This window comes from Singulisphaera chitinilytica (assembly GCF_049331405.1).
Lineage (GTDB): Bacteria > Planctomycetota > Planctomycetia > Isosphaerales > Isosphaeraceae > PoT.
This window is the reverse complement of the sequence record NZ_CP186274.1, coordinates 7,257,589-7,282,268: the sequence shown is the minus strand read 5'-3', so window position 1 is coordinate 7,282,268 and position 24,680 is coordinate 7,257,589. Positions and strand designations below refer to the sequence as shown.

The 24,680-nt window shown below is 64.4% G+C and carries 16 protein-coding genes; 9 read left to right on the top strand and 7 right to left on the bottom strand.

Annotation, left to right across the window (positions count from 1 at the left end):
• Positions 1 to 33 precede the first annotated feature (33 nt).
• The 3 genes from ACOYYX_RS28445 to ACOYYX_RS28435 all read right to left on the bottom strand — a co-directional run bounded on the left by ACOYYX_RS28445 (position 34) and on the right by ACOYYX_RS28435 (position 4,632).
• Complete coding sequence (locus tag ACOYYX_RS28445; protein ID WP_422926022.1) at positions 34 to 1,629, bottom strand: DHA2 family efflux MFS transporter permease subunit; 1,596 nt, start codon at positions 1,627 to 1,629, stop codon at positions 34 to 36.
• A 69-nt stretch (positions 1,630 to 1,698) separates the two neighbouring features.
• On the bottom strand, positions 1,699 to 2,904 hold the full coding sequence (locus ACOYYX_RS28440; RefSeq protein WP_422926020.1) for a mannosyltransferase family protein: 1,206 nt from the start codon (positions 2,902 to 2,904) through the stop codon (positions 1,699 to 1,701).
• A 12-nt stretch (positions 2,905 to 2,916) separates the two neighbouring features.
• Positions 2,917 to 4,632 (bottom strand): ArnT family glycosyltransferase, encoded by a 1,716-nt coding sequence (locus ACOYYX_RS28435; RefSeq protein ID WP_422926018.1) that lies wholly within the window; start codon positions 4,630 to 4,632, stop codon positions 2,917 to 2,919.
• 71 nt (positions 4,633 to 4,703) lie between these two features.
• Here ACOYYX_RS28435 and ACOYYX_RS28430 point away from each other — a divergent pair, with 71 nt between their 5' ends.
• Entirely contained in the window at positions 4,704 to 6,074 is a 1,371-nt protein-coding gene (locus ACOYYX_RS28430) for a hypothetical protein (RefSeq protein ID WP_422926016.1), read from the top strand.
• Positions 6,075 to 6,096: 22 nt separating this feature from the next.
• On the opposite strand, the gene ACOYYX_RS28425 is transcribed toward ACOYYX_RS28430, so the two are convergent.
• Positions 6,097 to 7,785 (bottom strand): M28 family metallopeptidase, encoded by a 1,689-nt coding sequence (locus ACOYYX_RS28425; protein WP_422926014.1) that lies wholly within the window; start codon positions 7,783 to 7,785, stop codon positions 6,097 to 6,099.
• Positions 7,786 to 8,082: 297 nt separating this feature from the next.
• Here ACOYYX_RS28425 and ACOYYX_RS28420 point away from each other — a divergent pair, with 297 nt between their 5' ends.
• Together ACOYYX_RS28420 and ACOYYX_RS28415 are read left to right on the top strand one after the other, a co-directional pair.
• A complete protein-coding gene (locus ACOYYX_RS28420) occupies positions 8,083 to 9,423 on the top strand; it encodes a sensor histidine kinase (protein ID WP_422926012.1) in 1,341 nt (446 codons plus the stop codon).
• Positions 9,420 to 10,850: a sigma-54-dependent transcriptional regulator gene (locus ACOYYX_RS28415; protein ID WP_422926010.1), complete on the top strand. Its 1,431-nt coding sequence runs from the start codon at positions 9,420 to 9,422 to the stop codon at positions 10,848 to 10,850. Before ACOYYX_RS28420 ends, ACOYYX_RS28415 begins: the two co-directional genes overlap by 4 nt.
• Positions 10,851 to 10,864: 14 nt before the next feature.
• Here the strand turns inward: ACOYYX_RS28415 and ACOYYX_RS28410 are convergent, their stop codons facing one another.
• Positions 10,865 to 12,025 (bottom strand): FIST signal transduction protein, encoded by a 1,161-nt coding sequence (locus tag ACOYYX_RS28410; protein ID WP_422926008.1) that lies wholly within the window; start codon positions 12,023 to 12,025, stop codon positions 10,865 to 10,867.
• A 598-nt stretch (positions 12,026 to 12,623) separates the two neighbouring features.
• On the opposite strand from ACOYYX_RS28410, the gene lepA reads away from it, so the two are divergent.
• From lepA to ACOYYX_RS28385, 5 genes are all read left to right on the top strand, one after another.
• A complete protein-coding gene (lepA, locus tag ACOYYX_RS28405; protein ID WP_422926006.1) occupies positions 12,624 to 14,429 on the top strand; it encodes a translation elongation factor 4 in 1,806 nt (601 codons plus the stop codon).
• 21 nt (positions 14,430 to 14,450) lie between these two features.
• Positions 14,451 to 16,025 (top strand): S26 family signal peptidase, encoded by a 1,575-nt coding sequence (locus tag ACOYYX_RS28400; RefSeq protein ID WP_422926004.1) that lies wholly within the window; start codon positions 14,451 to 14,453, stop codon positions 16,023 to 16,025.
• Between the two features lie 42 nt (positions 16,026 to 16,067).
• Positions 16,068 to 17,900: a S26 family signal peptidase gene (locus ACOYYX_RS28395; protein ID WP_422926002.1), complete on the top strand. Its 1,833-nt coding sequence runs from the start codon at positions 16,068 to 16,070 to the stop codon at positions 17,898 to 17,900.
• A gap of 74 nt (positions 17,901 to 17,974) precedes the next feature.
• Entirely contained in the window at positions 17,975 to 18,859 is an 885-nt protein-coding gene (gene lptB, locus ACOYYX_RS28390) for an LPS export ABC transporter ATP-binding protein (protein WP_422926000.1), read from the top strand.
• 189 nt (positions 18,860 to 19,048) lie between these two features.
• Positions 19,049 to 19,966: a Kdo hydroxylase family protein gene (locus ACOYYX_RS28385; RefSeq protein ID WP_422925998.1), complete on the top strand. Its 918-nt coding sequence runs from the start codon at positions 19,049 to 19,051 to the stop codon at positions 19,964 to 19,966.
• A 95-nt stretch (positions 19,967 to 20,061) separates the two neighbouring features.
• On the opposite strand, the gene ACOYYX_RS28380 is transcribed toward ACOYYX_RS28385, so the two are convergent.
• Positions 20,062 to 21,138 (bottom strand): glycosyltransferase family 9 protein, encoded by a 1,077-nt coding sequence (locus tag ACOYYX_RS28380; protein ID WP_422925996.1) that lies wholly within the window; start codon positions 21,136 to 21,138, stop codon positions 20,062 to 20,064.
• A gap of 133 nt (positions 21,139 to 21,271) precedes the next feature.
• Positions 21,272 to 22,999, bottom strand: a complete 1,728-nt coding sequence (locus ACOYYX_RS28375) for a hypothetical protein (RefSeq protein WP_422925994.1) — start codon at positions 22,997 to 22,999, stop codon at positions 21,272 to 21,274.
• Between the two features lie 252 nt (positions 23,000 to 23,251).
• On the opposite strand from ACOYYX_RS28375, the gene ACOYYX_RS28370 reads away from it, so the two are divergent.
• Positions 23,252 to 24,598, top strand: coding sequence for a hypothetical protein (locus tag ACOYYX_RS28370; protein ID WP_422925992.1), 1,347 nt, complete (start codon positions 23,252 to 23,254; stop codon positions 24,596 to 24,598).
• Positions 24,599 to 24,680: the final 82 nt, after the last annotated feature.

Here is a 24,680-nt window from a genome sequence, read left to right as displayed (position 1 = left end):
AACTCAAGAACTCCCACGCACGCAGATTCGAACTCATTCGGCCCCGACGTGTGACCCTTCCTCGGCCACGGATCTTCTCATCAGGAGGGCCAGGGGGATGATCCCGACGGCAATCACCCCGCAGATCCAGAAGGCATCGAGATAGGCCATCGCCAAGGCCTGTTGCTGCCGAAAGTTGTCGACGGCCTGCAGCGCCATGGTCGCCGAGGTTGCGGGATCTCCGACGACCTGCTCGAAGAAGGTTTGTCCGATCTGGATCGCCTCCTGGAAGGGCGTGTAGAGGGGCTGGAGCGTCTCGACGAGCCGGTCGTCGTGGAAGGATTCTCGACGTTCGACGATCGACTTGCCGAGCGACGTCCCGGCGCTCCCCCCTTCATTTCTCAAGACGGCGAAGAGTCCGGCCGCGGCCCCGCGATGCTCCTTGGGCAAGTACATGAAGGCGGCGACGCTCAACGGGGCGAAGATGAAGGCGGTGCCGATCTGCTGCACGACCCTCGGCCAGATGACGTGACTCGGGCTCACGTCCAGGTTCAACCTCGAGAACCAGAACGAGCCGACCGCCATCATGATCGCCCCGAGGATCACGAGCACCCTCGCGTCCAGCTTCATGCCCAGGAGGATGCTCACCACCAACATCATAGGGATCGTGAAAAGCCCGGCGGGGGACATCACCAGCCCCGACCAGACGGCGTTGTAGCCGAAGAGGCTCTGGAGCATGCCGGGCAAGAGCGTCATGCTCGTGTACACAACTGCGAATGTCACATATGAAGTGATCCCGCTCGCGACGAAGTTCCGATCGCGGAACGGAGCCAGGTTCAGGATCGGCGCGGGGTGCCACGACTCCCAGATGACCGTCGCGACCAAGCCCCCCACGAAGAGGATGAAAAGCGTCTGGACTCGCCAGAAGGGGTCGTTGTACCAATCCCACTCCTGGCCCTTGCTCAGCAGGACCTCCATCGCCGCCATGGCGAGGATGATCAGCCCCAAGCCGACATAATCGAACCGCAAGGGCTTCGACCGCAGCGAGGCCCGCTCGGCCTTGAGGTAGGGCGGATCTTCGAGCCAGAAGTAGTTGAGCGTGAAGGCGAGGACACCCGCCGGGATGTTGATCAGGAAGATCCAGCGCCACGAGTAATTATCCGAGATATATCCGCCTAAAGTAGGCCCCAGGATCGGAGCGATCAATGCCGAGATCCCGAAGAGGGTCTGCGCGGACCCTTGCTTCTCGGGGGGGAACGTGTCGACGAGCACGGCCTGCGTCACCGGCTGGAGCCCGCCGCCGCCGATCCCCTGGAGGATCCTGAAGAAGACGAGTTGCTCGATGCTCGTCGCGAATCCGCAGGCCGCCGAGCTGATCGTGAACAGGGCGACCGAGGCCAGGTAATAGTTGCGTCGGCCGAAGTAAGATGAGAGCCACCCCGACAAGAGCAAAACGGCCGCGTTGGCCGCGAGGTAGCTGGTGATGACCCACTCGCTGTCGTTCTCGGCGGCCGAGAGGCCACCGGCGATATAGCGCAAAGCCACGTTGGCGATGCTCGTGTCGAGCACCTCCATGAACGTAGCGATCGACACCCCCATCGCCACGATCCAGGGGTTGCGCAGCATGCTCGAGGCGGTGGTCGTGCTCATCGAGGAGGACTCGTCATCACATGGACCCGGGAGGCCCGAGGTCCGAACCCTGGGACAGCCGGACTCGCGTCAGCCCACCCAGTACCAGTTCGAAAATCGGATGTTGAGCAGGCCGAGGAACAGGGCGGACACGAACACAATGATCCGGTCGGCCTCGCGGCTCTTTCCCAGTTCCGCCAGCGCGAGGAAGGCCGGGAAGGAGACGCACTCCAGCCGCAGCAACGACTTCAGGCTGCCGGTCGAGAGCGGCATCAGGATCAGGATCATCGCATAGATCGGCAAGGCCGGGTCGTACCGCTTGAAAAGCCTCAGCGGCAGGACCAGGAACAAGGCCCCGGTGAGGGCATCGAGCGCCGTGACGGCGTTGACGTGGTCCCTGGGCAATGTCCAGTCGATCCCCCTGATCGCCGCCCAGAGAGCCTGCGATGGAGACGCGAACGATCGTCCCCAGGAGCCGTGAGCCTTCACGAACGCGAACGGGTCGTTGGCATGGACGAACAACATCAGCATGAAGATCCCCAGCCCGGCCGGGATCAGTGCGAGGCCCAAGATCCTGGCAGAAAAGGGGGTCGAGCGTTTGCTCAATTTCCATAGGTAATCGAGCGCGAACGCGGCAAACAGGGCGATCCCCGTGGGGCGGGTCAAGGCCGCCAGCCCCCCGAAGAAGCCGCTGAGGAGGTAACGCTTCGACAGGTACTCATGGAATGCGAGGACCGTCACCAGCAGGAACAGGCCCTCGGAGTAATAGGCGGAGAGGAAGAAGGCGGAAGGGTAAACGAGCAAATACAAGAGCGTACGTTTAACCCCGTCCGGGTCGAGATATCGGGCGGCGATCCGGGCCAGAAAGACGAGCGAGACGAGGAGCGACGCGTTCGACACGATCAGTCCCGCGACCCAGTGATTGCCGACGACGGTAGCCAGGGCGCGAGTCGCGTAGGGAAACAGGGGGAAGAAGGCCAGGACGTTCGTGCCCCAGGTACGATCGCCGTAGCCACGCTCGGCGATGATGCGATACCACCCGGAATCCCAGCGCGCCCAGCCATCCCAGAACGGATGACCGGGGAAGGCCCGCCAGGGGTCGCGAGGGCTGAGCTGGCTATCCGGTCGTTCGAGCGTCATCGCGACGCCCACGGCATCGAACGCGAAGAGCAGGCCTCTCCCCAGCAGGAAGGCCATGACCGCCAACCGAATCGCCGAGCCGAAGCTGAGTCCGGATTCGGCGGGGGCGGGTTCCGCGACGATCGGCTCATTCCAGGTGTCGTCTTGGGGCACCACGAGGCTCGCTCCTCACTCCGAAACGGGACGTCTAACGCTGTCGCCATTCTTGGTCGAGGTCGCCGCGGTTTCGAACTCGCGGTAGTGGCCCCGTTCGACCCAGAGGCCGCGACCATCCGGGGCCGATCCCCAGAGCCGGGATCGGATGTAACCGGCTTCGAGGAACCTCCTCAGGGCGGGGAAGGGGGGATCGCCGGTGAGGATCAACTCCGGGGGGCGTTCTTCGAGGTCCTGCATGATCCGTTCGACACGCGGCACGATCAGCGGATGATCCTGGTTCGCGAACGCCTTCATGAGCGGGTCGGCGAAAAAGTGCCGCGAGACCCCGTCGAGGTTTCCATAGACGAACAGAGGGCTCTGCCAACCCCAGAGGAAGAGCCGAGGATCCTTCCAGACCTTCGATCGTTCCGCCAGATCTCGGCCCATCGCCCTCAGCGCGATCCACTGCGCCCCGCCTTTGTACTCCTTCGTGAGTGACTCGGGCGCCACAAGCAAATAGGCCCTCGTCTGGATCACTGCGGTGCCCACCAAGAGCAAGCCGAGGGCGGTCACCCAACTCGCCGCGAGCAGGCTGCGGCCGTCGACGCGACGAACGGCTCCCAGAACATCCGCTAGATGCACTGCCACCGCCACGGCCAGACCGGGGACCGGCAGCAGATAATAGTGTTGCCAGTAGAGCCCGGGGAGAACGACCTGAACGAAGGCGGAGCAGGTCCAGGCCACCAGCAATCGTCGCGGCCCGGTCGAACCTCGACTCAATCCGAGCACGGCTAGAGAGGGGATCGCCGCCAACCAGACCGGCCAGGAACCCGTCCCCCACCAGACCAGATAGTCTGTCTTACCGAAGGGCCAGGGCAGCTTGCCTTGCGGGTCGGCATTCCCCGTGAGCCAGCGCATCCAGGCCGGAGGGGCCCCGGGGTCGGGAGGCGTGTCGCGGGCCATCGCTGCGCCGTAGCGAACGATGTCTTCGAAGGCGGCCGCTCCGGCCCCTTGAGCCAGCAAGACGCCCGAAACCAGCAGGAAGACGGCCCCCAGGCCGGCCGTCAGGCCCGCAATGTCTTTGGCCTTCAGGCTCCAAGTACGACGTCGCGTCATCAAAGCCACGGCGAAGACGACGAAATGGACCACGGCGATTTGCTTGAACACGGCGGCCAGACCTATCGCCAGGCCGCTCGCGAAGTACCAGCGACGTCTCTCAAGGGTCCACCCCTTCACCATGCAAGCGAGCGACCCGAAGGCGAAGAGATTAATCGCGTGTTCAAGATTGGATCCGTTGCCGAAGAGATACGGATCCGTGCTGACCACCCCATAGACCAACGCCGCCACGCACGCCGCGATGGGGCCCTGGAGCCGCATGCCCATCCACCAGCAGAGCGAGATGGTGCCCAGCACGAAGGGGATGGTGACGAGGCGGAAGTCGAGTTCCGTATCCCCGCCCATCGCCATGATCGCGGCTCCGAGCCAGTAGCCGCCGGGGGGCTTCGGCTCGGTGAGGTCGCGATACATGACGTCGCCGTGAATGATCCGTCGGCCCGCGTAGGCGTAGACGCATTCGTCGCAGTCGAGCGGCTCCGACTCGCGCCCCGAGACGGGCCAGAGGTTGATACCCCAGCGCTCGCGCAGGGTTGGGCCGAACGTGTGGCCGCGGAGCCAGACGTCGAAGACGAGGATGATCAGCAAGGAGAGGATCGCCCACCGTCGCGAACGGCCGAGACGCTGGTCTGCCAAGGTGTCGCTAATGATCGTGCCGTGTTAAGATAGCCGCCGAAGCGTATCAGGGGATCATCACGGGATTCGACATGTCGAAGTTTAACCAGAAGGACGGCGTCTCGCGAGTCGATTCAACCCCAACGCTGGCCCGCCCGATCCATCCGATTCGCGCCTGGCTCCTGGGACTTCTCTTCGCCATCGTCCTGCTGCCACTCTCGCTCGCGCCCAGGATCAGCGGGAACGTCTCGTCACGTTATATGACGATCGAGGGTATCGTCGAGCGCGGGACGCTCGCCATCGACGCCTCGCCGCTCCTCGCCGGCAGCGGTTCGCCGGACGTCGTCCGGTTCGGGCGGCATCTCTACTCGGATAAGCCGCCGGTCCTGCCCGCGCTCAGTTCGGCGGTCTACGCCGTCCTCTACCATCTGGGCATCCGCTTCAGCGGCTCGGCCGATCAGTTCGTCGTCAGCAACCTCGTGCTCGTGTCAAGCATCGTTGGTGTCGCTTCGGGGCTCACGCTGGTCTGGCTCCGTCTGATACTCCAGACGGTCCCGATCCCACGGATTTTGTCCGACCTGATCGCCCTCGGATTCGGGTTCGGCTCGATCCTGTTCGTCTACGGGGTGACCTTCAATAATCACAGCGTGGCCGCGATGCTCGTCACGGGGAGCGTCGCCCTGACACTCCTCGACACGCCCGTCCGACCGAGGGCTCGGCTCATCCGCAATGTCATTGCGGGAATCTTCGCCGGCCTCGCCGCAACGATCGACCTGCCACCCGGGGCACTCGTGCTGGCGGGGATCGCCCTTTGGCAGACCCTCCGCGATCGCAGGCTCCCGTGGGCGTTTATGGCCGGGGCGATTCCGCCGCTGCTGTTGCACTGCGTCTTGCAGTCGATGGTGACGGGTTCTCCCTTGCCGGCGGAGATGTACCCCAAGGCCTTCGAGTATCCCGGCTCTTACTGGGCGACCTCCGCGGGGGTCTGGAAAGAGACGGTCCCACGCTGGCAGTTCGGGCTCGAGTTCCTGTTCGGACAGCAGGGGTGGTTCACGATCACGCCGGTGCTCTTCCTCTTCCCGATAGGCCTGGCGCGGGTACTGAAGGATAAAACGGATCCGCTCCGACCCGTCGCCTTGCTGACGGCCGTCATGACGGCCATCCTCGTCGTCTATTACGTCTGGGGCGTGCGCCGGACCGACTTCGCGGGGCAATCCTTCGGGACAAGGCACATGCTCGCGATCACGCCGCTCTGCTTCTTCTTCGCGGTCGTGACGCTCGTTCGACTCTCCAGGAAGGTGATGTGGCCGATCTTCCTCGTCCTGTTCGCCGCGGGCGGGTTCTATGCGTTCGCCGGGGAGAAGGATCCATGGAGCCGAGTCGAGAAGCATGCGATGACGAACATTCCCGTCCGCATGCTCCAGTCGCTCGTCCTCTATCCCTGGACGAGTTATCAACGTTGAGCCTTCAACTCTTCCAATTGGCTCAAGGCTTCGCCGCCTTGAGCATGGCCTCGCGACGGGCCTGGAATTCGGTGCCTGGCTTCCATTCGGGATATTTGGAGCCCTCGCTGACCAGGTAGCCGATCTCGAAGAGGAGCTTGAGGTCGTCGACGGCGCCGGTGAGGTCCCAGTCGGGTTTCACCTCGTCCGTGACCTTGTGGTAGTCGTTGTTCGTGTACTCATCGCGCTTGCGCTGGCCGTAGTCGGCGGGCTTGTCGACGTAGTTCATCCCCCCCTTGGCGTTCAGAGCGGGGACGCCTTGCTTGGCGAACTCGAAGTGGTCAGAGCGGTAATAGAGGCCCTTCTCAGACTCCGCATCGGGTATGGCGACACGGCCACGGTCCTTCGCGACTTCGGTCAGGATGTCGTCGAGCGTGGTAAAGCCGTAGCCAATGCTCGAGATGTCGCTGGTCCGCCCCCAGAGGTTGATGACGTCGAGGTTGATGTCCGCGAGCGTCTTCTCCAGCGGGTAGAGGGGATGCGTCGCGTAATACTTGGCCCCGAGCAGGCCCTTCTCCTCGGCGGTCACGGCGAGGAAGAGGATCGACCGCTTGGGAGCCGGCTTGAGTTGTGCGAAGGCTCCCGCAATCTCGAGGATCGCGGCGACCCCCGAGGCGTTGTCGGCCGCACCGTTGAAGATCTTGTCGCCGGTCAAGGCGGGGTCGATCCCGAGGTGGTCCCAGTGGGCGGTGTAGACGATGGTCTCGTCCTTGAGGACGGGGTCGCTCCCCTCGACCTTCGCCACAACGTTGCGGGAGCGCACCTCGCGCAAGCGGTTCTTGACGTGAAGTTTCGCCTTCGCGTTGAGGGAGACGGGGCGGAATTCTCGGGTCTTGGCGGCCGACTTCAAGGCATCGAAGTCCTGACCGGCGGCTTTGAACAGCTCCTTGCTCTTCTCGAGAGAGAGCCAGCCCTCCACGGCCACGCGTTTCTGGTCTTCGCCGGGATTGGGAATGTCGAAGTTCTCTCGCCCCCAACTGCCGACGACCACCGTATACGGATAACCGGCCGGGCCCGTTTCGTGGACGAGCAGCGCCGCGGCGGCTCCCTTCTCGCTGGCGATCTCGTATTTGTAGGTCCAGCGGCCGTAATACGTCATCGACCGCCCCTTGAAGACGGCGGGGTCGAGTTCGTTCGGGTTCTTGGGATCGACGACCGGCGGGTCGTTGACGAGCATGACGATCGTTTTGCCCCGGACGTCGACGTCCTTGTAGTCATCCCAGCCGTATTCGGGAGCAACGACCCCGTAGCCGACGAAGACCACGTCGGAGTTCTCGATCTTCACCTCCTGGGCGTTCCGGCGCGAGACGGCCACCCAGTCGTTGGGGAAGGCGAGGTCGAGAGTCTTGTTGCCGACCCGGAGCGAGCCTTCGCGGGTCTCGGCCTGGAAGCCGATGAGCGGGACGTTCTGAACGTACGTGCCGTCGGGGTTGCCCTGCTTGAGGCCGAGCTTCTTGAACTGCTCGACGAGGTAGTTGACCGTCCGTTCCTCGCCGGGCGTGCCGGGGCCGCGGCCTTCGAACTCGTCGGATGCGAGAACCTTGATGTGCTCGAGGACCTCGGCCCCAGAGATCGTATTGGCGGCCGGCCGGATCGCCTCGGGGGCGGCACCGGTCAGGGCGAGGGTTGAAGTCGTTACGAGGGCGCCGAGCGTTTTTCTCAAGGTTCTCATGGACCTTCCTCGGAATCGTCGCGATGCGATAACTACGACTAATCCCCTCGGCGATCGTGGGGGCGACAACATGATACGTGACCTTCGCGTCGCGGGTGAATGGCCCCGCGCGGGAATTCGTCGAGGATTTCTCAGTGGCGGCCTCGACCCGGCGGACTCATGATTTCCGACGCCTCCGGACGAGACGCACTCCTAGGCGAGGGACGATTGGCTTATAATCGGTCGGCCTGCCAGCACGCGGTACGGCCGATCGAGATCGAACCTGTGCAGTCTGGTGTCGAGGGCGGACGGAGAGTCATGCTCGACGAGGTGAATGGACGCTTAAGGTGGGACCTGGCCACCGAATCGATCGTGGTCAAGATCCGCTGGCTGGGGATCATCATCGGCTACGCGCTCGTCGAGACGAGGACCGGGCTCCACAACCCGTCGGCCGTGCGCGCCTTCCTCGCGCTCGGAGCCGGATACGCCGCGCTCGACCAGATCTTCTATCGCATGGGCGAGCTCCTGCTCAAGCGATGGCCCCTGTTCGTCTCCGTGATGGAGTCGCTCTTCATCGCCTTGCTCTGCTACCACGACACGGGGGTGCAGAGCCCCTTCCGGTGGTACTATCTCCTCTCCCTGATCTGCTGCGCGGTGCTCTACCGGCCGCTCATCGCCTGGCTGACGTTCGGCTTCCATTGTTTCAGCCTGCTCGTGCTCGTGGTCCTACTGGGGATGGAGCGCGGCGAGACGTCCGACTGGCCGCTGACCATCGCTATCATGGCCTGGGTGACGTGGGCCAGCTCCGAGCTCGCCATGTTGCTCAAACGTACCGGGGCCCGGCTCGAGCAGCTCAATACCGAACTGGAAGCCAGCCGGGCCGATCTGGAATGCCGGGTCGCCGAGAGGACGGCGGCCCTGCGAGCCTCGCAGGCTCGCGAGATCCAGCAGGAGAAGATGGCTGCCTTCGGCCTCCTCGCCGCCGGGATCGCCCATGAGGTGGGGAACCCCCTCGCCGCCCTCAGCTCATTGGTCCAGATGCTCCAGAGACGCGACCCCGACCCGTACACCAGCGAGAAGCTCGAGCTCGCCGCCCGCCAGCTCGGCCGGATCCAGCGCACCATCCGGGAGTTGATCGACTACTCCCGCCCAGGCTCATCGCAGAGGGCGAAGGTCCGCCCGGCCGAGATCGTCGAGGAAGCGCTCGGGATTGCGAAGTATTACCAACGGACTAAGAAGCGGGCCATCACGATCGACCTCGCTCCCGACCTGCCGACGATCCGGGCCGTCCGTGACCACCTCATCCAGGTCGTCCTGAACCTCGTCCTCAACGCGGTCGACGCGACGGAGGAGGGGGGCCGGATCCACCTCGAGGCCCACGCCGAGGACGGCTGGTTCGAGTTGTCGATCCAGGACGAGGGGCGCGGGATCGACGAAACGAACCTCGAGCGCGTCTTCCAGCCTTTCTTCACCACGAAGCCGCACGGGACCGGCCTGGGGCTCTTCGTCTGCAAGCAGATCGTGGATGAGATGGGAGGGACCTTGCACTGCGAGTCGGGGCTCGATCAGGGTTCGACCTTCACCGTCCGCCTGCCGGCCGACCGGCAAGAACCGACCTCCATCAGCAACGCGGGGGTCGTCATGGGAGCCGAACCGTGAGTCGAGCCGCCAGCAGCCGCACCGGGACTTCCTCGTCGACGCGGCAATCCCTTCCCCAATCCCAGCGCGGGAGCATCCTGATCGTCGATGACGAGGAGGTCATCGCGCAGACGCTCCATGAGTTCCTCCAGGGGGAAGGTTACGAGGTCAATGTGGCCTCCGACGCCAGGGAGGCCCTCTCGCACCTGGCCGAGTTCGAGCCCGACGTCGTCCTCTGCGACATCCAGCTTCCCGGTCCCGACGGCCTGGAATTGCTCGACCGCATGCTCAAGCTGCGGCCGGAAACGCTGGTGATGATGATCACCGCGTTCGCCACCGTCGAGAACGCCGTGTCCGCCTTCCGCCGCGGTGCCCACGACTACATGATGAAGCCGGTCATCTTCGACGAGCTCCTCGTCAAGCTCGAGCGGTTGGTGAACTATCGCAGGCTCCTCCTCGAGAACCAGGCGCTCCGGCGGCATCTCCACTCCGAGGCCGATCCAGAGTCGCTCGTCGGCCAGAGCCCCCCGATGCGAGCCGTGAAGGCCCTGATCCGCAAGGTCGGCCCGACGCGGAGCAACGTCCTCATCATGGGGGAGTCGGGCACCGGCAAGGAGCTGGTCGCCAGGGCGTTGCACACGCTCGGGCCGAGCCCGGACTCGGCATTCCTCGCGATCAACTGCGCGGCGATCCCTAACGACCTCCTCGAGAACCAGCTCTTCGGGCACGTCCGGGGCGCATTCACGGGAGCCGACCGCGACCACGCGGGCATCTTCGTCGCGGCGGGGCAGGGGACCGTCTTCCTCGACGAGATCGGAGAGCTACAGCCCGCCACGCAGGCCAAGCTCTTGCGAGCTATTGAGAACAAGGAAGTCCTGCCGGTCGGGGCCAGCCGGCCGATTGGCGTGGCCGCAAGGGTCGTCGCCGCCACGAACAAGGACCTGGCCGCCGAGGTTGCCGCCAACCGCTTCCGCGCGGACCTGTATTACCGCCTCAACGTCGTCAACATCATGCTCTCGCCGCTCCGGGATCGCCGCGAAGACATCCCGGAACTGATCGCCACGCTGCTTGCCCGCCACTCCAGGCGGATGGGCAAGCCGATCGAACGCGTGGACAACAGCACGATCCGGAGCCTGATGGCCGCCCCCTGGAAGGGGAACGTCCGGGAGCTCGATAACGCCCTGGAACGCGCCGTGATCCTGGCCGACGGGCCGGTCCTGATCCCCGAGGACTTCCCTCCCGGCCTTATCACCGAGCGCGAGCCGGCCCCCGTCGCGGGGGACGATCTGCGCGCCTCGGTCCGCGAGCACGAGCGTCAGCACATCCAGCGCGTGCTCGAAGCCTGCGACGACGACAAGCGCGAGGCGGCCCGACGGCTTGGCCTGGGCCTATCCTCGCTCTATCGCAAGCTCGAAGAACTCGGCCTCCGGACCCAATCCACAGGTTGAGTCCCTGCCTGAACTCAGCCGGCCGAAGCTTCGCCAGCTTCCTCGAACAGGGCGAGGCTCGCCGTGAAGCCGTGGACGAAATTCTTGCCGCCAACGGGGCCGATCTCTCCCATCGCGAAGAACCCGCCGACGGCGATCGGCCCGAAGACCTCGTGGACGAGCCCCACATCGTGGTTCGGCCTGGAGAAGAGGCGAGAGCCCCGGCCGTTGCAGGTGAAGAGCAAGGCTCCGGCCAGAGTGCGGCCGCCAAGCGCATCCCGCGTGGATTCAAGCAGCGATCGCAAGTCCTCGGTCGCCGTCTCCGAGTCGCGCACGTGGAATTGCACGGTCTGCCCCACGCGGACGTAGTCGCTGATCGCGATCCCGCCCTGCTCGTCGGCGCCCATCACGTTGCGGACCAGGAAGTCACCCCGGGCGAACGACTCCTGATACTCGTTGATGACCCGGCCGAGGTGCAGCCCGCTCTGGACGAGCCCTTGCTCCTCTGGGGTGAGCTCCGCAAAGAGTTCCTTGAAGACCTCAAGCGCAGGCCGACGTCCCAGTTCCCTGACGACGTTCTGCTCGACCTTGGTGACGATATACGGCTTCCCGATCGGCCGGCATCCCTGGCTGACGACCGTCCGCAGTCCGATCCCCCCTCGGATCTGCAGCCCGACCGCCCCGTCCTTGAAGACGTCCCCCTGCAAGACCAATCGATTGCGTCCCCGAGTGTGGCTGGCGCTGGCCATGCCGCCGCAGATGCGGACTCCGGCGGCCGTCGAATCGAGATGCTGGAAGAATTGGTCGGGCGGGAAGGAGAAAGGGTCGCCGAGCAGGAGAAGGGTTGAAGTTGGATCCGGCCTCGGCCCCTCGAATTGGCCTTCGGCGAAGGTTACGCGGTAGGGTTCGGCCTCGAGGCCGGGATGGGACATGAGCCAGACCGAGAGCGCCGGGGCCTCCTCGACCTCCCGGTCCTCCCCCACGATCGACTCCCCCGTGCAGCCGAGGACGAAGCGTCCCAGCCCGGCGCGGGTTAGTTCCGAGGCGATCTTGCCCAGCCCTTCGGCGTGGTGGATCGAGGCGAAGATCAGGGCCAGGTCGGCCGAACTGCCGATCGCCGCCGAGGCCTTTTCCAGGACCTCCGCCAGTGCATCCTCGGTTTGGTTCTGAAGCGAGAGGACCGAGACACACTTCATGTTCAACATTCCTCAGTCGAAGAGGCAAGCCGTACCGCCCCGACCTCGCGGCGATCGGGGTCCGCTCGATGTCCCGGATGTCTCAGGAGAGCGAGAACTCGAATGTGTTTGCGCTTAACCGGAAGCTCGAGCCTCGCTATAATACGGAGAGGTCCCCCTATTGCCCACTCATCTTATGATCCCCCTGCCGACAACCGGGCGAGAGCCGAACGAAACCTCCCGGAACCATACGCTTGCCGAACGAGCACGAACCTGCGGTGATCGCCGTCAACGTCGTCCGAGGGCCCGGCCCCTCGAGATCGGGTTGTCGAAGGTTGTGGCCGAAGGTGTTATCGGCCGGATGGGCCGGCCTTGCAGCGGGGCTCCGGGGGTCTCCGGCGAATTCCTCCAACGCGCGTCGATCCCCGGATTGACGTGCCACGTACGAATATCGAACAATCGAGGCTCCGACGGCCGCCCCCAAACGAACGACTGATCGCGGCGGAAGGTTGGCCGATACGTTTCTCGCCGGCAGACAGACGAGACCAAGACGCGCCTGATGTCGTTGTGTCGTTAGCCACGTTTCGACAGGATCCCTTTCTTCGCTTGGACCAAGTTCATGGCCTTCGACCCGAAACTGATCCGCAACTTCTCGATCGTGGCGCACATCGACCACGGGAAGAGCACGCTCGCCGACCAGCTCTTGCTCCAATCCGGCGCAATCACCCAGCGCGAATTCCGCGAGCAACTCCTGGACGACATGGACCTGGAGCGCGAGCGAGGGATCACGATCAAGGCCCGCGCCGTCGCCATCAACTACGTGCTCGACGGCACGACCTATGAGCTGAACCTGATCGACACCCCCGGCCACGTCGACTTCCACTACGAAGTCTCGCGCAGCCTCGCCGCCTGCGAGGGGGCCATCCTCCTGGTCGACTCGACCCAGGGGGTGCAGGCCCAGACCGTCGCCAACGCCTACCTCGCGATCGCGGGCGACCTGGCCATCGTGCCGGTGCTGAACAAGATCGACATGCAGGCCTCCCGCCCGGACGAGATCCGGGAGGAGATCATGGCGACCCTCGGTATCGACCCGAGCGAGGTCCTGGCCATCAGCGCCAAGACCGGCCTCGGCGTCCCCGACGTCTTCCGGGCCATCGTCGAACGCGTCCCGCCCCCCGCCGGAGATCCCAAGGCCCCGCTCCGGGCGCTCATCTTCGACTCGAAGTTCGACGACTACCAAGGCGTCGTCATCTACGTCAGGGTCGTCGACGGCGTGCTCAAGGTCGGCCAGAAGATCAAGCTCATGGCCGGCGAGACCGAGCACGAGGTCATCGGGCTCGGCCGGTTCCGCCCGCACAGCGTCCCCTGCGACGAGCTCGGGGTCGGGCAGGTGGGCTACGTCACGGCCAACATCAAGAAGCTCTCCGACGTCAACATCGGCGACACGATCACCGAGCATCCTCGGGGGGCCTCGACGCCGCTCCCCGGCTACCAGGAGCCGGTGCCGGTCGTCTTCTGTGGGCTCTTCCCCGCGACGCACAACCAGTTCGAGGACCTGCGGACGGCCCTGCAGAAGCTCGCGCTCAACGACTCGAGCTTCTCGTTCGAGCCCGAGACGTCAGACGCCCTCGGCTTCGGCTTCCGCTGCGGCTTCCTGGGCATGCTCCACATGGAGATCGTCCAGCAGCGCCTCGAACGCGAGAGCAACCTCTCGCTCGTGCAGACGGCCCCCAACGTCACGTATGAGATCGTGACGGTGAAGGGGGAGACGATGCACATCTCGAACCCGACCCGAATCCCGGATCCGGGCGACATCGAGGAGTTCCGCGAGCCAATCGCCAAGGTCAATTTCATCCTCCCGTCGGACTGCATCGGTGCGATCATGCAGCTCTGCGAGGATCGCCGCGGGACGTACGTCAAGACCGAGTACATCACCACGACCAGGGCGATCCTGAGCTATGAATTGCCCCTGGCCGAAATGATCTACGACCTCTACGATAAGTTGAAGAGCGCGACGCGCGGCTACGGCACGATGGACTATGAGCTCCTCGGGTATCGTGCCAGCGACCTCTGTCGGCTCGACATCCTCGTGGCGGGGTCGAAGGTCGACGCCCTCTCCATCGTGGTCCACCGGGCGCACGCCGATCGCCGCGGCCGAAAGCTCGTGAAGAAGCTCCGGGGCGAGATCGAGCGGCACCAATTCGAGGTCGCCATCCAGGCCGCCATCGGCAGCCGCGTCATCGCCCGCGAGACGATCTCCGCCTTGCGGAAGAACGTCACCGCGAAGTGCTACGGCGGCGACATTTCGCGAAAACGGAAGCTGTTGGAGAAACAAAAGGAAGGTAAGAAGCGAATGAAGCAGGTGGGGAACGTGGAAATCTCGCAAGAGGCGTTCCTCTCGGTCCTCGACGACAGCGATGAATGACCTCGGGGTGGCCGAGGTTGCTTGCTCTCCGAGAATCAACCCTCCGACTCGGCTCCCGGCCTGAACCGGGGCGAGCCGAGGGCGAAGGCGCAGGACCGCCCACATGCCCGAGTCGCAACCGCGATGACCATGAGCCTGGCCAACGAGGTCAAGTCCGAGACCGTCATCCCGAATCCGGCGACCGGATTCGTGCGACAGGTCGTCGAGTTCCTCGTGGTCATGACGCTCGGCATCCTCCTCTTCCGCACCTTCGCCGCCGAAGCCTACATCGTCCCCACCGGCTCCATGGCCCCCACGCTCCTCGGCATGCACGAGGAGCTCGTCTGCCCGAACTGCCAGATCCAGTTCAACCTCGGGCTCGACGAAGGGGGTCGTTCCGGACGTCCCATCTGCCCCAATTGCGGGCAGAACGGCCTCGAGAATTACCCGGCACTCGAATGCAGCGGCGACCGCCTGCTCGTCCAGAAGTTCCTGTACGACTTCCGGCCACCCAGGCGCTGGGAGGTCGCGGTCTTCCACTTTCCGGGGGATCCGTCGCAGGCGTACGTCAAGCGCGTCGTCGGCTTACCGAATGAGCGGGTGCAGATCGTCCACGGCGACATCGTGGTGGACGGGACAATCGCCCGCAAGACGCTCGAAGAGCAGCGGGCGATGCGGATCCTCGTCTACGACAATCAGTTCGTCCCCCGCGACTCGTCCCGGTTCCCACGGTTCATTTTCCGCCGCGGCAGGCCTCGCGAGAACCTGCCCAGCGGTTGGAAGGCGTCGGGGGGGAGGTTCTCGCACGAGGCCCTCGCCGACCCCACTTACTCCGGCCCCGGCGACTGGCTCGAGTATCGTCACTGGGATCCCGACCGGGGCCGATACGCCCCCGTCTACGACTTCTCTTCCTACAATGGCGGCGAGTTGCGGGGAGAAAACCGGATCACCGACCTGATGGTCGAGGCCCGCCTCCGGCCGGGGCCCGACCTCGACGCGTTCGACTTCAGGATCAATTCGGGTGCGGATCGGTTCCTCATCACAATCCCGACGAGGAAGACCTCGACGGCGGTGCCGCTCCCGACCGTTCGCCGCAACGGCGTCGCATTACCGCTCGGCCACGCATTGACCCTGGCCCAGGCCGCGGAAGACGCCTCCTCAATACTCCTCGAAGTCTCGGCGATGGACCAACGCTTGCTCGTCGCGGTCGACGGGAAACTCCTCTTCGACCCCATCGACTACGATTCCCCCAATCGAGGCCCCGGGGGGGACGAGAGCCCATTCGGGATCGGCGTCCGAAGCGGGACGCTCGACGTCGAGTCGGTCCGGCTCTTCCGGGACGTCTATTACACGAGCGAACTGGCGAACACCCCCCAACGACCATTCGCCGTCGACCGTCCTTACCCGCTCGGCCCCGACGAGTTCTTCGTGCTGGGCGATAATAGCCCGGTCTCGAACGACTCCCGGTTCTGGCCCGACAGCCCGGTCGTGCGGACGGAACTCCTGCTGGGGAAACCCTTCCTGGTCCATCTGCCGGGCCAGGTGGTGCCCCTCGAAGTGTTCGGCCGCTCGGTTTACTGGGTTCCCGATCCCAGGAAAATTCGCTACATTCGTTGATCGTGGGATGATGTTGTCGAGCTATTCCGGAGAGCCTGGACGATGAAACGGACCTACGCTAACCAGCCCGAGATGCGAGGTCCCGAAGGAGCCCCCAAGATCGAAACCTCGACCAAGACGAAGAAGAAGGAAGAGAAGAAAGAGGGGCACCGCGAGACGGTCGAAGCGGTCGTCTTCGCCTTCGTTCTGGCACTCCTGGTCCGTGGGTTCGAGGCCGAGGCCTTCGTCATCCCCACCGGCTCGATGGCCCCGACCCTGATGGGCCGACACAAGGAAATCGCCTGCCCCGAATGTGGTTACGTCTATGCCGTCAACGCCTCGATCGAGGACGACGGCGGGCGTTCGCTCGGACTCGCCGGTTTCCGCCTGGGTGCTTCGAAGCCCGGGAACTATCAGTCCCAGACGGTCGTCGCCGGCACCTGCGTCAACTGCCGCTTCCAGGCCAAGCTCTCTGACGAGCCGACCTTCAACGGCGACCGCATCCTCGTGATGAAGTTCCCCTACGACATGCCCTTCCTGCCGGGGGCGGGGGGTCCTGATCGCTGGGACATCGTCGTCTTCCGCTATCCCGAAGACCCCGAGGTCAGCTACATCAAGCGCCTCGTCGGCCTCCCCGGCGAAGACCTCCGCGTCTGGTTCGGCGACCTCTACATCAAGCCGCCGGGCGCCAAGGAATACCGGATCGAGCGCAAGCCGCTCGAGCACCAGGCCGCGATGGGAATGCTCGTCTACGACGATCGCCACCGCGCGTCGAAGCTCCAGGACAAGCCCGAGTGGCTCCGATGGACCTCCTCGGGCAAGGCCACGTGGAACCAGGACGTGAAAGAGAGCCCGGGGCTCTACACGGTCGAGGCCGCCGAAGGGCAGGAGTCAGAACTCCGGTATCGCCACCTCGTCCCCGACCCCGAACAGTGGGATGCCCTCGCCGCCGGCGAGACTCCCGCGCGTGGCCCTCGGCCGACGGTCATCACCGATTTCTACTCGTACAACACGAGCCAGACGAGCCTCTCCCGCAGCGACTATGACGGTGGCCGGATGCAGCCCCACTGGGTCGGCGACCTCAGCCTCTCCACCTCGTTTGAGGCCGTAAAGCTCCAGGGCGTCGTCCGTTTCGAGCTGGTCGAAGGTGGCGTGATCAACCGCTGCGAAATCGACCTCAAGACGGGGGTTGCCAACCTCTATCATGGGGACGAGCGTCTGAACAAGGAGCCGAGTGCCCCGGTGATCACGAGCGCCGGCACCAAGTACGACGTGACCTTCGCGAACGTCGACAACCGGCTCACGCTGCTGATCAATAATCGCCCGGTCTTCGGCGATGGCCTGACCTATGACGACCCGAAGGCCCACCCGATCCCGACGGTCGAGGACCTCTCTCCCGCCCGGGTGGCGGCAGTCGGTGCTTCGGTCAGCGTCAGCGACCTTGTCCTGAAGCGGGATATTTACTATACCCTCAACCCGGGCTATTCCGATTACGACGGCCTCTGGGACAACCGCTACTCGCGGACCGCGGTCGAAGTCTTCGATAACCTCGCCGATCCGGCCAAACTCGCGTTTCTTTCCGGCCTCCAGCCGAGAGACTTCGCGATCGGGCAGGATCGTTACGTAATGATGGGTGACAATAGCCCGCAGAGCAAGGACAGCCGGGGTTGGTCGACGGCCGATCACCGCGACCCGAATATCCCGATCGAGGAGTCTGGGGCGGGGTGGGACAGTTCGAACCGGGCGAGTTGGGAAGTGCCTCGGGCCATGCTGACGGGGAAAGCCTTCTTCATCTACTGGCCGCATGGCAAGCCGTTCGGCCCCGACATCCGGATCAACCACAACTTCCGCGTCCCGTTCCTGCCGTACTTTGAGCGAATGAAGTGGATACGCTGACCGCAAGACGCGGTTGACCGCCTCGACCCGGCTCCGGGCGGAAAGCACTCTCGGCGTTCATGGAGGATCTGCCCATGGCCTTGCTCGAAGCTCGCGGTCTGGAAAAGTGGTACGGCCGCCGCCAGGTCGTCAACGGCGTCGACTTCGACGTCAACCGCGGAGAAGTGGTCGGGCTCCTCGGCCCCAACGGCGCCGGTAAGACCACCAGCTTCCGCATGACGATCGGCCTGATCGACGCCGACGGAGGCAAGGTTCTCTTCGACGGCGAGGAGGTCACGGGCCTCCCCATGTACAAGCGGGCTCGTCTGGGAATGGGCTACCTCGCCCAGGACTCGAGCGTCTTCAAGCTCCTGAGCGTCGAAGACAACCTGATGGCGATCCTCCAGACGCGCGGCGGGATGAGCCGCAAGGAGCGCGTCGCGCGCCAGGATGAGCTGCTCTCGCAGTTCGGGCTCCTGCATATTCGCAAGACCAAGGCCGCGCGAGTCTCGGGCGGCGAGCGTCGACGGTTGGAGATCGCCCGGTCGTTGATCACCAACCCCAAGCTCATCATGCTCGACGAACCATTCGCCGGCATCGACCCCAAGACGGTGAATGAGATCCAGGACGCGATCCGCGACCTCGCGGTCTCGTTCAACCTCGGGATCCTCCTGACCGACCACAACTTCCGCGAGACGATCGAGGTCACCGACCGCAGCTACTTGATCCGCGAAGGCCGTGTCTTCGCGTACGGCACGCCGGGCGAGATCCTCATGAATCCGGACGTCCGTCGCTACTACCTGGGCGAGCGCTTCGACGCCGGCCACCTCCTCGACCAGATCCAGCGCCGGAGCCTGGGCCACCACGAGCCAAGCCATCATCCGCAAGGCGACGTGTACATTGACTCCATCGACGTCGAGCCCGGCTGTTTCCCCATCGACGACCATACGAACGACGGCCTGGGTGGCCCGATCCATTGAGGACGAGGTGACTCTCCGAGTCCCTTGTTCCAAAGTTGCGAGGATGTGAGCCACCTATCCGCGAAGTTTCCTTGACGGTTTCCCCCCTTTTCGAGAAGATCCCGCGCTCGATTCTCTCTCGCTGGTCAGAAGCGGGGTCGAATCCATTCGCTATTGCGATGCACCGCCATATTCACCAAGGAGGGCTGGATGGCGCGGGTCACGATTGACGGGGGCGCGTCGAAATCGACGGCGACCGAAGAACAATATCGCCGCCTCGAAACGGGCGACATCCTCTATTTCCCCGAGACCCCTTTCGCCCTGTCGCAGGAAGAGCGCACGTTCCTCCTGTCGCAGAAGCAGATCGACGCCTCGTATCACAAGAACATCAGCTACCGCCCCGCCGAAGACCGCCTCAAGGGGGTCGACCAGAAGGACGCGGGCGAGTTCGAGCGGATGCACCAGGTCATGCGCGGCTACTCCGAGCGCGCGATCGGGTTCATGTCGAACTTCCTCTCCCGCTATGCGGGCGAATGGAAGATCGACTTCGCCAGCTTCCGCCCGATCGAAGAAGAAGGGCGCAAGGTCTCCCTGCGATCGAGGAACGACCTGATCCACGTCGATTCGTTCCCGTCGCGACCGTCGCACGGCGACCGCCTGCTCCGGATCTTCACCAACATCCACCCGACCCGGGACCGGATCTGGGTGACATCCGATAACTTCGAGCAACTGGCCTGGCAGTACGCCGCCAAGGCGAGGCTGCCGCACAGGCCGACGAAGCTCGGTCAGATCAAGAGCCAGGCGACCCGCGTCCTTTCCGGGCTCGGCCTGCCGGTCGTCGATCGGCCGCCTTACGACCAGTTCATGCTCCGCTTTCACCACTTCCTCAAGGAGAGCGAGGCCTTCCAGCGCGACTGCCCCAAGGATCGCTGGGAATTCCCGCCCAACTCCACGTGGATCGTCTTCACCGACACGACGAGCCACTCCTGCATCAGCGGCCAGTACGCCCTCGAGCAGACGTTCATCGTCAGGCGCAACAGCCTCGTCTTCCCCGACAAGGCCCCGATCGCCATCCTCGAGCGCATGGCCGGCTTTCCTCTCGCATCGCCCACTGCCAAGAGCGCCTGAGCCGGGAAGCCTCAATCCGACAATGCCAGGAGGGTTCGGATCGCCAACCGACGATCTCGAACCCTCTGTCTATTTCCGGTGTTATGGATCGCGTCTCAGGCGGCGGCGCCTTTCGCCGGCTTCTCCGCATCGAGCTGGATTTCGACCGCCGTCCAGACCCGGTCGGGAGTGAGCTCGTCAAAGCACTCAAGCCGTTCGCAACGCGTGATGTACTTCGCCGCGCACCAGACGCAGGTCGAGACTGCCATCGCCTTCGGCCCGTACGGCCCGTTGAGTTGCGGGCTCGTGCAGGTGTAGATCCCCACCACGCGGGCACCTGCCGCGGTCGAGAGGTGGAGCGGCCCCGTGTCGTTGGAGACGACCAGGTCGGACTCGCTGGCGAGAGCCGCGAGTTGTGGCAGGGTCGTGCGCCCGCAGACGTCGACGACCGGGCTTTCCTTGTAAAGGTCCAGGAATTCCTCGACCCAAACGCGATCCTCCGGTGCACCGATCAGGACGATGCCCGCGCCTCGAGTCGCGTGGGCCCGACGGGCGATCTCGGCGAAGTGCCGGGGTGGCCAGCGCTTCGTCTCCCAGCGAGCCCCCATGTTCAGCACGAGCCTCGGCCTGGGGACGGAGGCCATGAGATCCCTGGCCCACTGGCGATCGGCCTCGGTCATCGGGACCACGTACCTCGGCGCGGAGATGTCGCCGCCGAAGGCCTCGGCCACGGAGAGGAGCCGATCGACCGCATGCGAATCCTCGCCGGGCGTCGGCACCTGATGGGTATAGAACCAGTCCGCACCTTCGCGAGAATCCCCTCGGCCCACACGGTACTTCGCCCCGGTGGCGGCCGTCATGATCCCCGATCGCAGCAAGCCCTGCAGGTCGATCGTGACGTCGAACCGTCGGCTCCTCAACTGCTTGAGGAAACCGAGGAACCCGCGAATCCCCTTGAGGCTGAGCCCCCCCTTGGTCCGGTCGTAGAGGATGACCTCTTCGAGGTCCGGATGCCCTTCCACGAGCCCTCTGAGCGAGCGATTCACGACCCACGAGAACTTCGCCTCGGGCCAGAGGTCTCGCAGCGATGAGAGGACCGGGAGCGCATTGACGATGTCGCCCAGGGCGCTCGGCTTGATGATGCAGACGCGTTCGGGGCGCAGGTCGCGCAGTTCCGTGAGCGGTCGGGACATGATTCGGGGAACTCCTTTTCCCTCATCCTGGACACCGGCGTAATCTAATCGGTATCGCCAGTCAGCACAACACGACCGATGGTCACGTAGGCCATACAGGCCTGTCCCCTTCAACCTGAGTCGAGAACGAGCCTCAATGTCCTGCTTTGCGAATGGCTTCCCCGTACGATTCAAGCTGCCCGTACTTCTTCTGCCAGGTGGTGTAGAGGAAGCCGTGAATGTTCCGAACTCCCTTCGCCGCCTCGTTCCATCCTGAGAAGCCCGAGAGGTCATCGGCGTCGTAATACCCGGCGATGATCTGGCGATGGCCGAGCTTGGCGAACCAGTTGAGGCTCTCCTTCGACTTCTCGCCGTTCCAATTCAGGATCGTGATCTGGGGATCCAGCCCTTTCCAGGAACCTTCGAGGCTTCCGTTGACCAGGTAGTAATCCTTCCTGGCATTGTGGAAGGGGTCGAACATATCGGACCAGACGAGCAACTCCGACCTGGGGGCGACCTCCTTGAGGATGGCGGCACAACGCTTGACATTCCGCGCCAGCAATTCACCCGGCGACGCGTGGCGGTCCTGGCAGGCCTTGCACCAGTTGGCCACGCGGATCTCGTCGTGCGACATCAGGAACGCCCGGGGATGGAAGAGGTCGTTCACGCGACGAGCCTGGTCTTTAAGCAGGGCGTCCAGCTTGGGGTCACTCAGGCAGCACATCAACTGACCGCCGTGGATCGGAACCGGGTGATACCAGCTCACCTTGAGCTTGGCTCCGTCCTTGATCCGGGAGCCGGAAGTCAGACGCAGGGAAGGGCCTGCGTGCCCGAAGTCGTAGAGGCCCGCATACGGGACGACGCCGAGCTTAGGATCCACGATCGGCTCGAAGTCTTTCCCCTCCTCGTAGCGAGTCCGGCCGTCGTCGGAGATGACCGAGAGGGGGCAGCCGTCTCGCCTCAGGATGTTGACGAAGCCCAGCGGCTCGAGTTTGATGTCATCGACCCAGAGGGTCCCCGTCTTAACCCCCCAGACGCCGACGTAAGCATTGATCGACTCCTGGTCGAGCGTATTGAAGACGACGTCGACCTGGGTCCAATCTTGATTCGGCCGGATCTCGGCCTCATGGAACGTCAAGGGTCGCGCCGACTCGGCGGCACCCAGCACGGTGAGATGGAACGACCCGGGGGCCTTGTAGTCGCGAGTCTTAACCCAGCAGGAGAAGCGATAGGCCGAATGAGGTCGCACGGCGAGGCGCTGGATCAGGCGTGCATTGGCCGCGGAGCCACCTTTCCCCGGGTCTTCAATCCGGCAGGAGACATGCCCCCCGTGGAAAGTGGCTCGGTCGGCGAAGGTGGTCTTCCCCGGGTCGTCCTGGAACGAGAACCCGGCGAACCTGTCGCCACGCACATCTTCGAGCCCGCCATTCTTGTAGCCGGCGTCGGGATCCTCGACCAACCGAGCCTCGGGTCCGTTGACGACGAAAGGGGCATCGACGACGGGAAGGCCTTCGGCGAGGTTGGGGTCGTGCGCGAGCAGGCCTTCGCTGTAACCGATCGGGAAGACGGCCGGGATCAGCTCGAAATCCAGGTCGGCCGCCGCCTCGACGACCTTCCGAACGTTCCGGAGATATCCCGGATGCATCCGGTCGAGGATGTTGAATTTGTAGTCGGCGAGGATCATGCCGTTGTAGCCGGCCTTCCTCGATCGGCCGATGAGGGCGAGGATGTCGTCGACGCTTTCTTCCACGGCGAGGTTGGGCGCGGCATAGACCCAGCGTTTCTCGTAGCGTGGACGGGACTCTTCCGCCATACTCGTCGCTCGAGTCGCGACCACGACCAGCGTCAGCACCACGAGGATGCCTGGGCCAAAGCGCTTCATCACCGGGACTCCTCACATGCCAGGGCCTCGATACGACAGGCTTTCCGATCGACGCTCGACGGCTCGACAACGCGGCGCCGCTTCGCGGGGCATCGCCGGCGAAACCAATCGACAAATCCATGTGTATTTTAGGCGCGGACCTGATTCGAAGCAATGGGATCGACGCGAAGCCCCTCATTGCACATCGCGGGCTTCACGGCTAACGCGACAAAAAGCCAACAATCGCTGTTCCCTTCATAGGAGAGTCTGACGATGAGAGCGAGCGCGAACCGACGTGAGTTCCTCGAAGTGGCCTCGGCCTCGATCGGTGCGGCGAGCCTCGCGGCGACGGCCGCCCCTGCGCCCGCCGTCGCCGCCGACGGCAAGCCCCGGATGAAGCTGGCCGCGCTCGCGTCGGTGTACTACTACCTCTCGCACGCCTATCACATCGTCGGCCGGTTCCTCGACGGCTTCCCCGTGCACGACGGTCGGGGGCTCCATCGGCCCGACTTCGACATCGCCAGTCTCTTCATCGAGCAGGTGATCCCCCAGACCGACCTCGGCCGCGCGAAGGCCGCAAAGCACAACGTCCGGCTCAGCGAGTCGATCGCCGACGCCCTGACGCTCGGCACCGGCAAACTCGCGGTCGACGGCGTCCTGCTCATCGCCGAGCATGGCGACTATCCCTATAACGACAAGTTCCAGAAGCTCTACCCGCGCGGGCGTTACTTCCGCGAAGTCCTCGACGTCTTCAAGGCCTCAGGCCAGTCCGTCCCAGTCTTCATCGATAAGCACCTTTCCTACAACCGGAAAGAAGCGCAGGGGATGTACGACCAGGCCAAGGCCATGAATGTCCCCCTGATGGCCGGCTCGAGTTTGCCGGTCACCTGGCGCCTGCCCGAGCTGGAAATACCCCTCGGGCAGCCCTGGAAGGAGGCGATCGTCGCCTCGAGAGGGGACCTGGAAATCTTCGGCTTCCACGCCCTGGAGACGCTCCAGTGCATGGTCGAGCGTCGCGACCGGAAGGGCAAGCCGCAAGGCGTGGCCGCCGTGACCTGCCTCGAAGGGGACGCCGTCTGGGAGGCCGGCAGCCAGGGGGTCTGGTCCCCCACGCTCCTCGACGAGGCCCTCTCGCGGAGCCATACCCTGAACCCCGGCGACATGCGTCAGAACACCCTCGACTTCATGCCCCCGGCGGGCAAGGACCACATCACCAAATTCCGAAAGCCGATCGCGTTCGTCGTCGAGTACGTCGACGGCTTCAAGGCGACGGCCATGATCCTCAACGGCCACGTCGACGACACCACCTTCGCCGGCCGGCTGGACAAGCCCTCCGACGACCTCGTCTCGACGCTCGTCTATCTCCCCGCCCCCCCCGGCGCGAATTTCTTCAACCCGCTCGTCCTCCGCATCGAGGACTTCTTCAAGGCCAAGAAGCCCCCGTATCCGGTCGAGCGAACCTTGCTCACCGGCGGCATCCTCGACGTCGCCCTGGAGAGCCGGATCCGGGGCCATCAGCGCCTCCTGACCCCCGACCTCGCGACGATCGACTATGAAGCCCCCGCGGATTCGGGCTACATTCGGACGCCGGTCGCCAATGCGCGGGCGAACCGGACCTGATCGCGTCGTTCTACAATGTCAGGCAGTTCAAAACCCTGCCCATCTTCGCACAAGGCTTTCACGCGCGAAGGGGGGCAGGGGA

Coding starts and splice junctions, on each gene's coding strand:
- ACOYYX_RS28380 (WP_422925996.1), bottom strand. CDS start 21,138: ATGTCCCGACCGCTCACGGAACTGCGCGACCTGCGCCCCGAACGCGTC.
- ACOYYX_RS28445 (WP_422926022.1), bottom strand. CDS start 1,629: ATGAGCACGACCACCGCCTCGAGCATGCTGCGCAACCCCTGGATCGTG.
- ACOYYX_RS28430 (WP_422926016.1), top strand. CDS start 4,704: ATGTCGAAGTTTAACCAGAAGGACGGCGTCTCGCGAGTCGATTCAACC.
- ACOYYX_RS28385 (WP_422925998.1), top strand. CDS start 19,049: ATGGCGCGGGTCACGATTGACGGGGGCGCGTCGAAATCGACGGCGACC.
- lepA (WP_422926006.1), top strand. CDS start 12,624: ATGGCCTTCGACCCGAAACTGATCCGCAACTTCTCGATCGTGGCGCAC.
- ACOYYX_RS28410 (WP_422926008.1), bottom strand. CDS start 12,025: ATGAAGTGTGTCTCGGTCCTCTCGCTTCAGAACCAAACCGAGGATGCA.
- ACOYYX_RS28370 (WP_422925992.1), top strand. CDS start 23,252: ATGAGAGCGAGCGCGAACCGACGTGAGTTCCTCGAAGTGGCCTCGGCC.
- ACOYYX_RS28420 (WP_422926012.1), top strand. CDS start 8,083: ATGCTCGACGAGGTGAATGGACGCTTAAGGTGGGACCTGGCCACCGAA.
- lptB (WP_422926000.1), top strand. CDS start 17,975: ATGGCCTTGCTCGAAGCTCGCGGTCTGGAAAAGTGGTACGGCCGCCGC.
- ACOYYX_RS28425 (WP_422926014.1), bottom strand. CDS start 7,785: ATGAGAACCTTGAGAAAAACGCTCGGCGCCCTCGTAACGACTTCAACC.
- ACOYYX_RS28395 (WP_422926002.1), top strand. CDS start 16,068: ATGAAACGGACCTACGCTAACCAGCCCGAGATGCGAGGTCCCGAAGGA.
- ACOYYX_RS28375 (WP_422925994.1), bottom strand. CDS start 22,999: ATGAAGCGCTTTGGCCCAGGCATCCTCGTGGTGCTGACGCTGGTCGTG.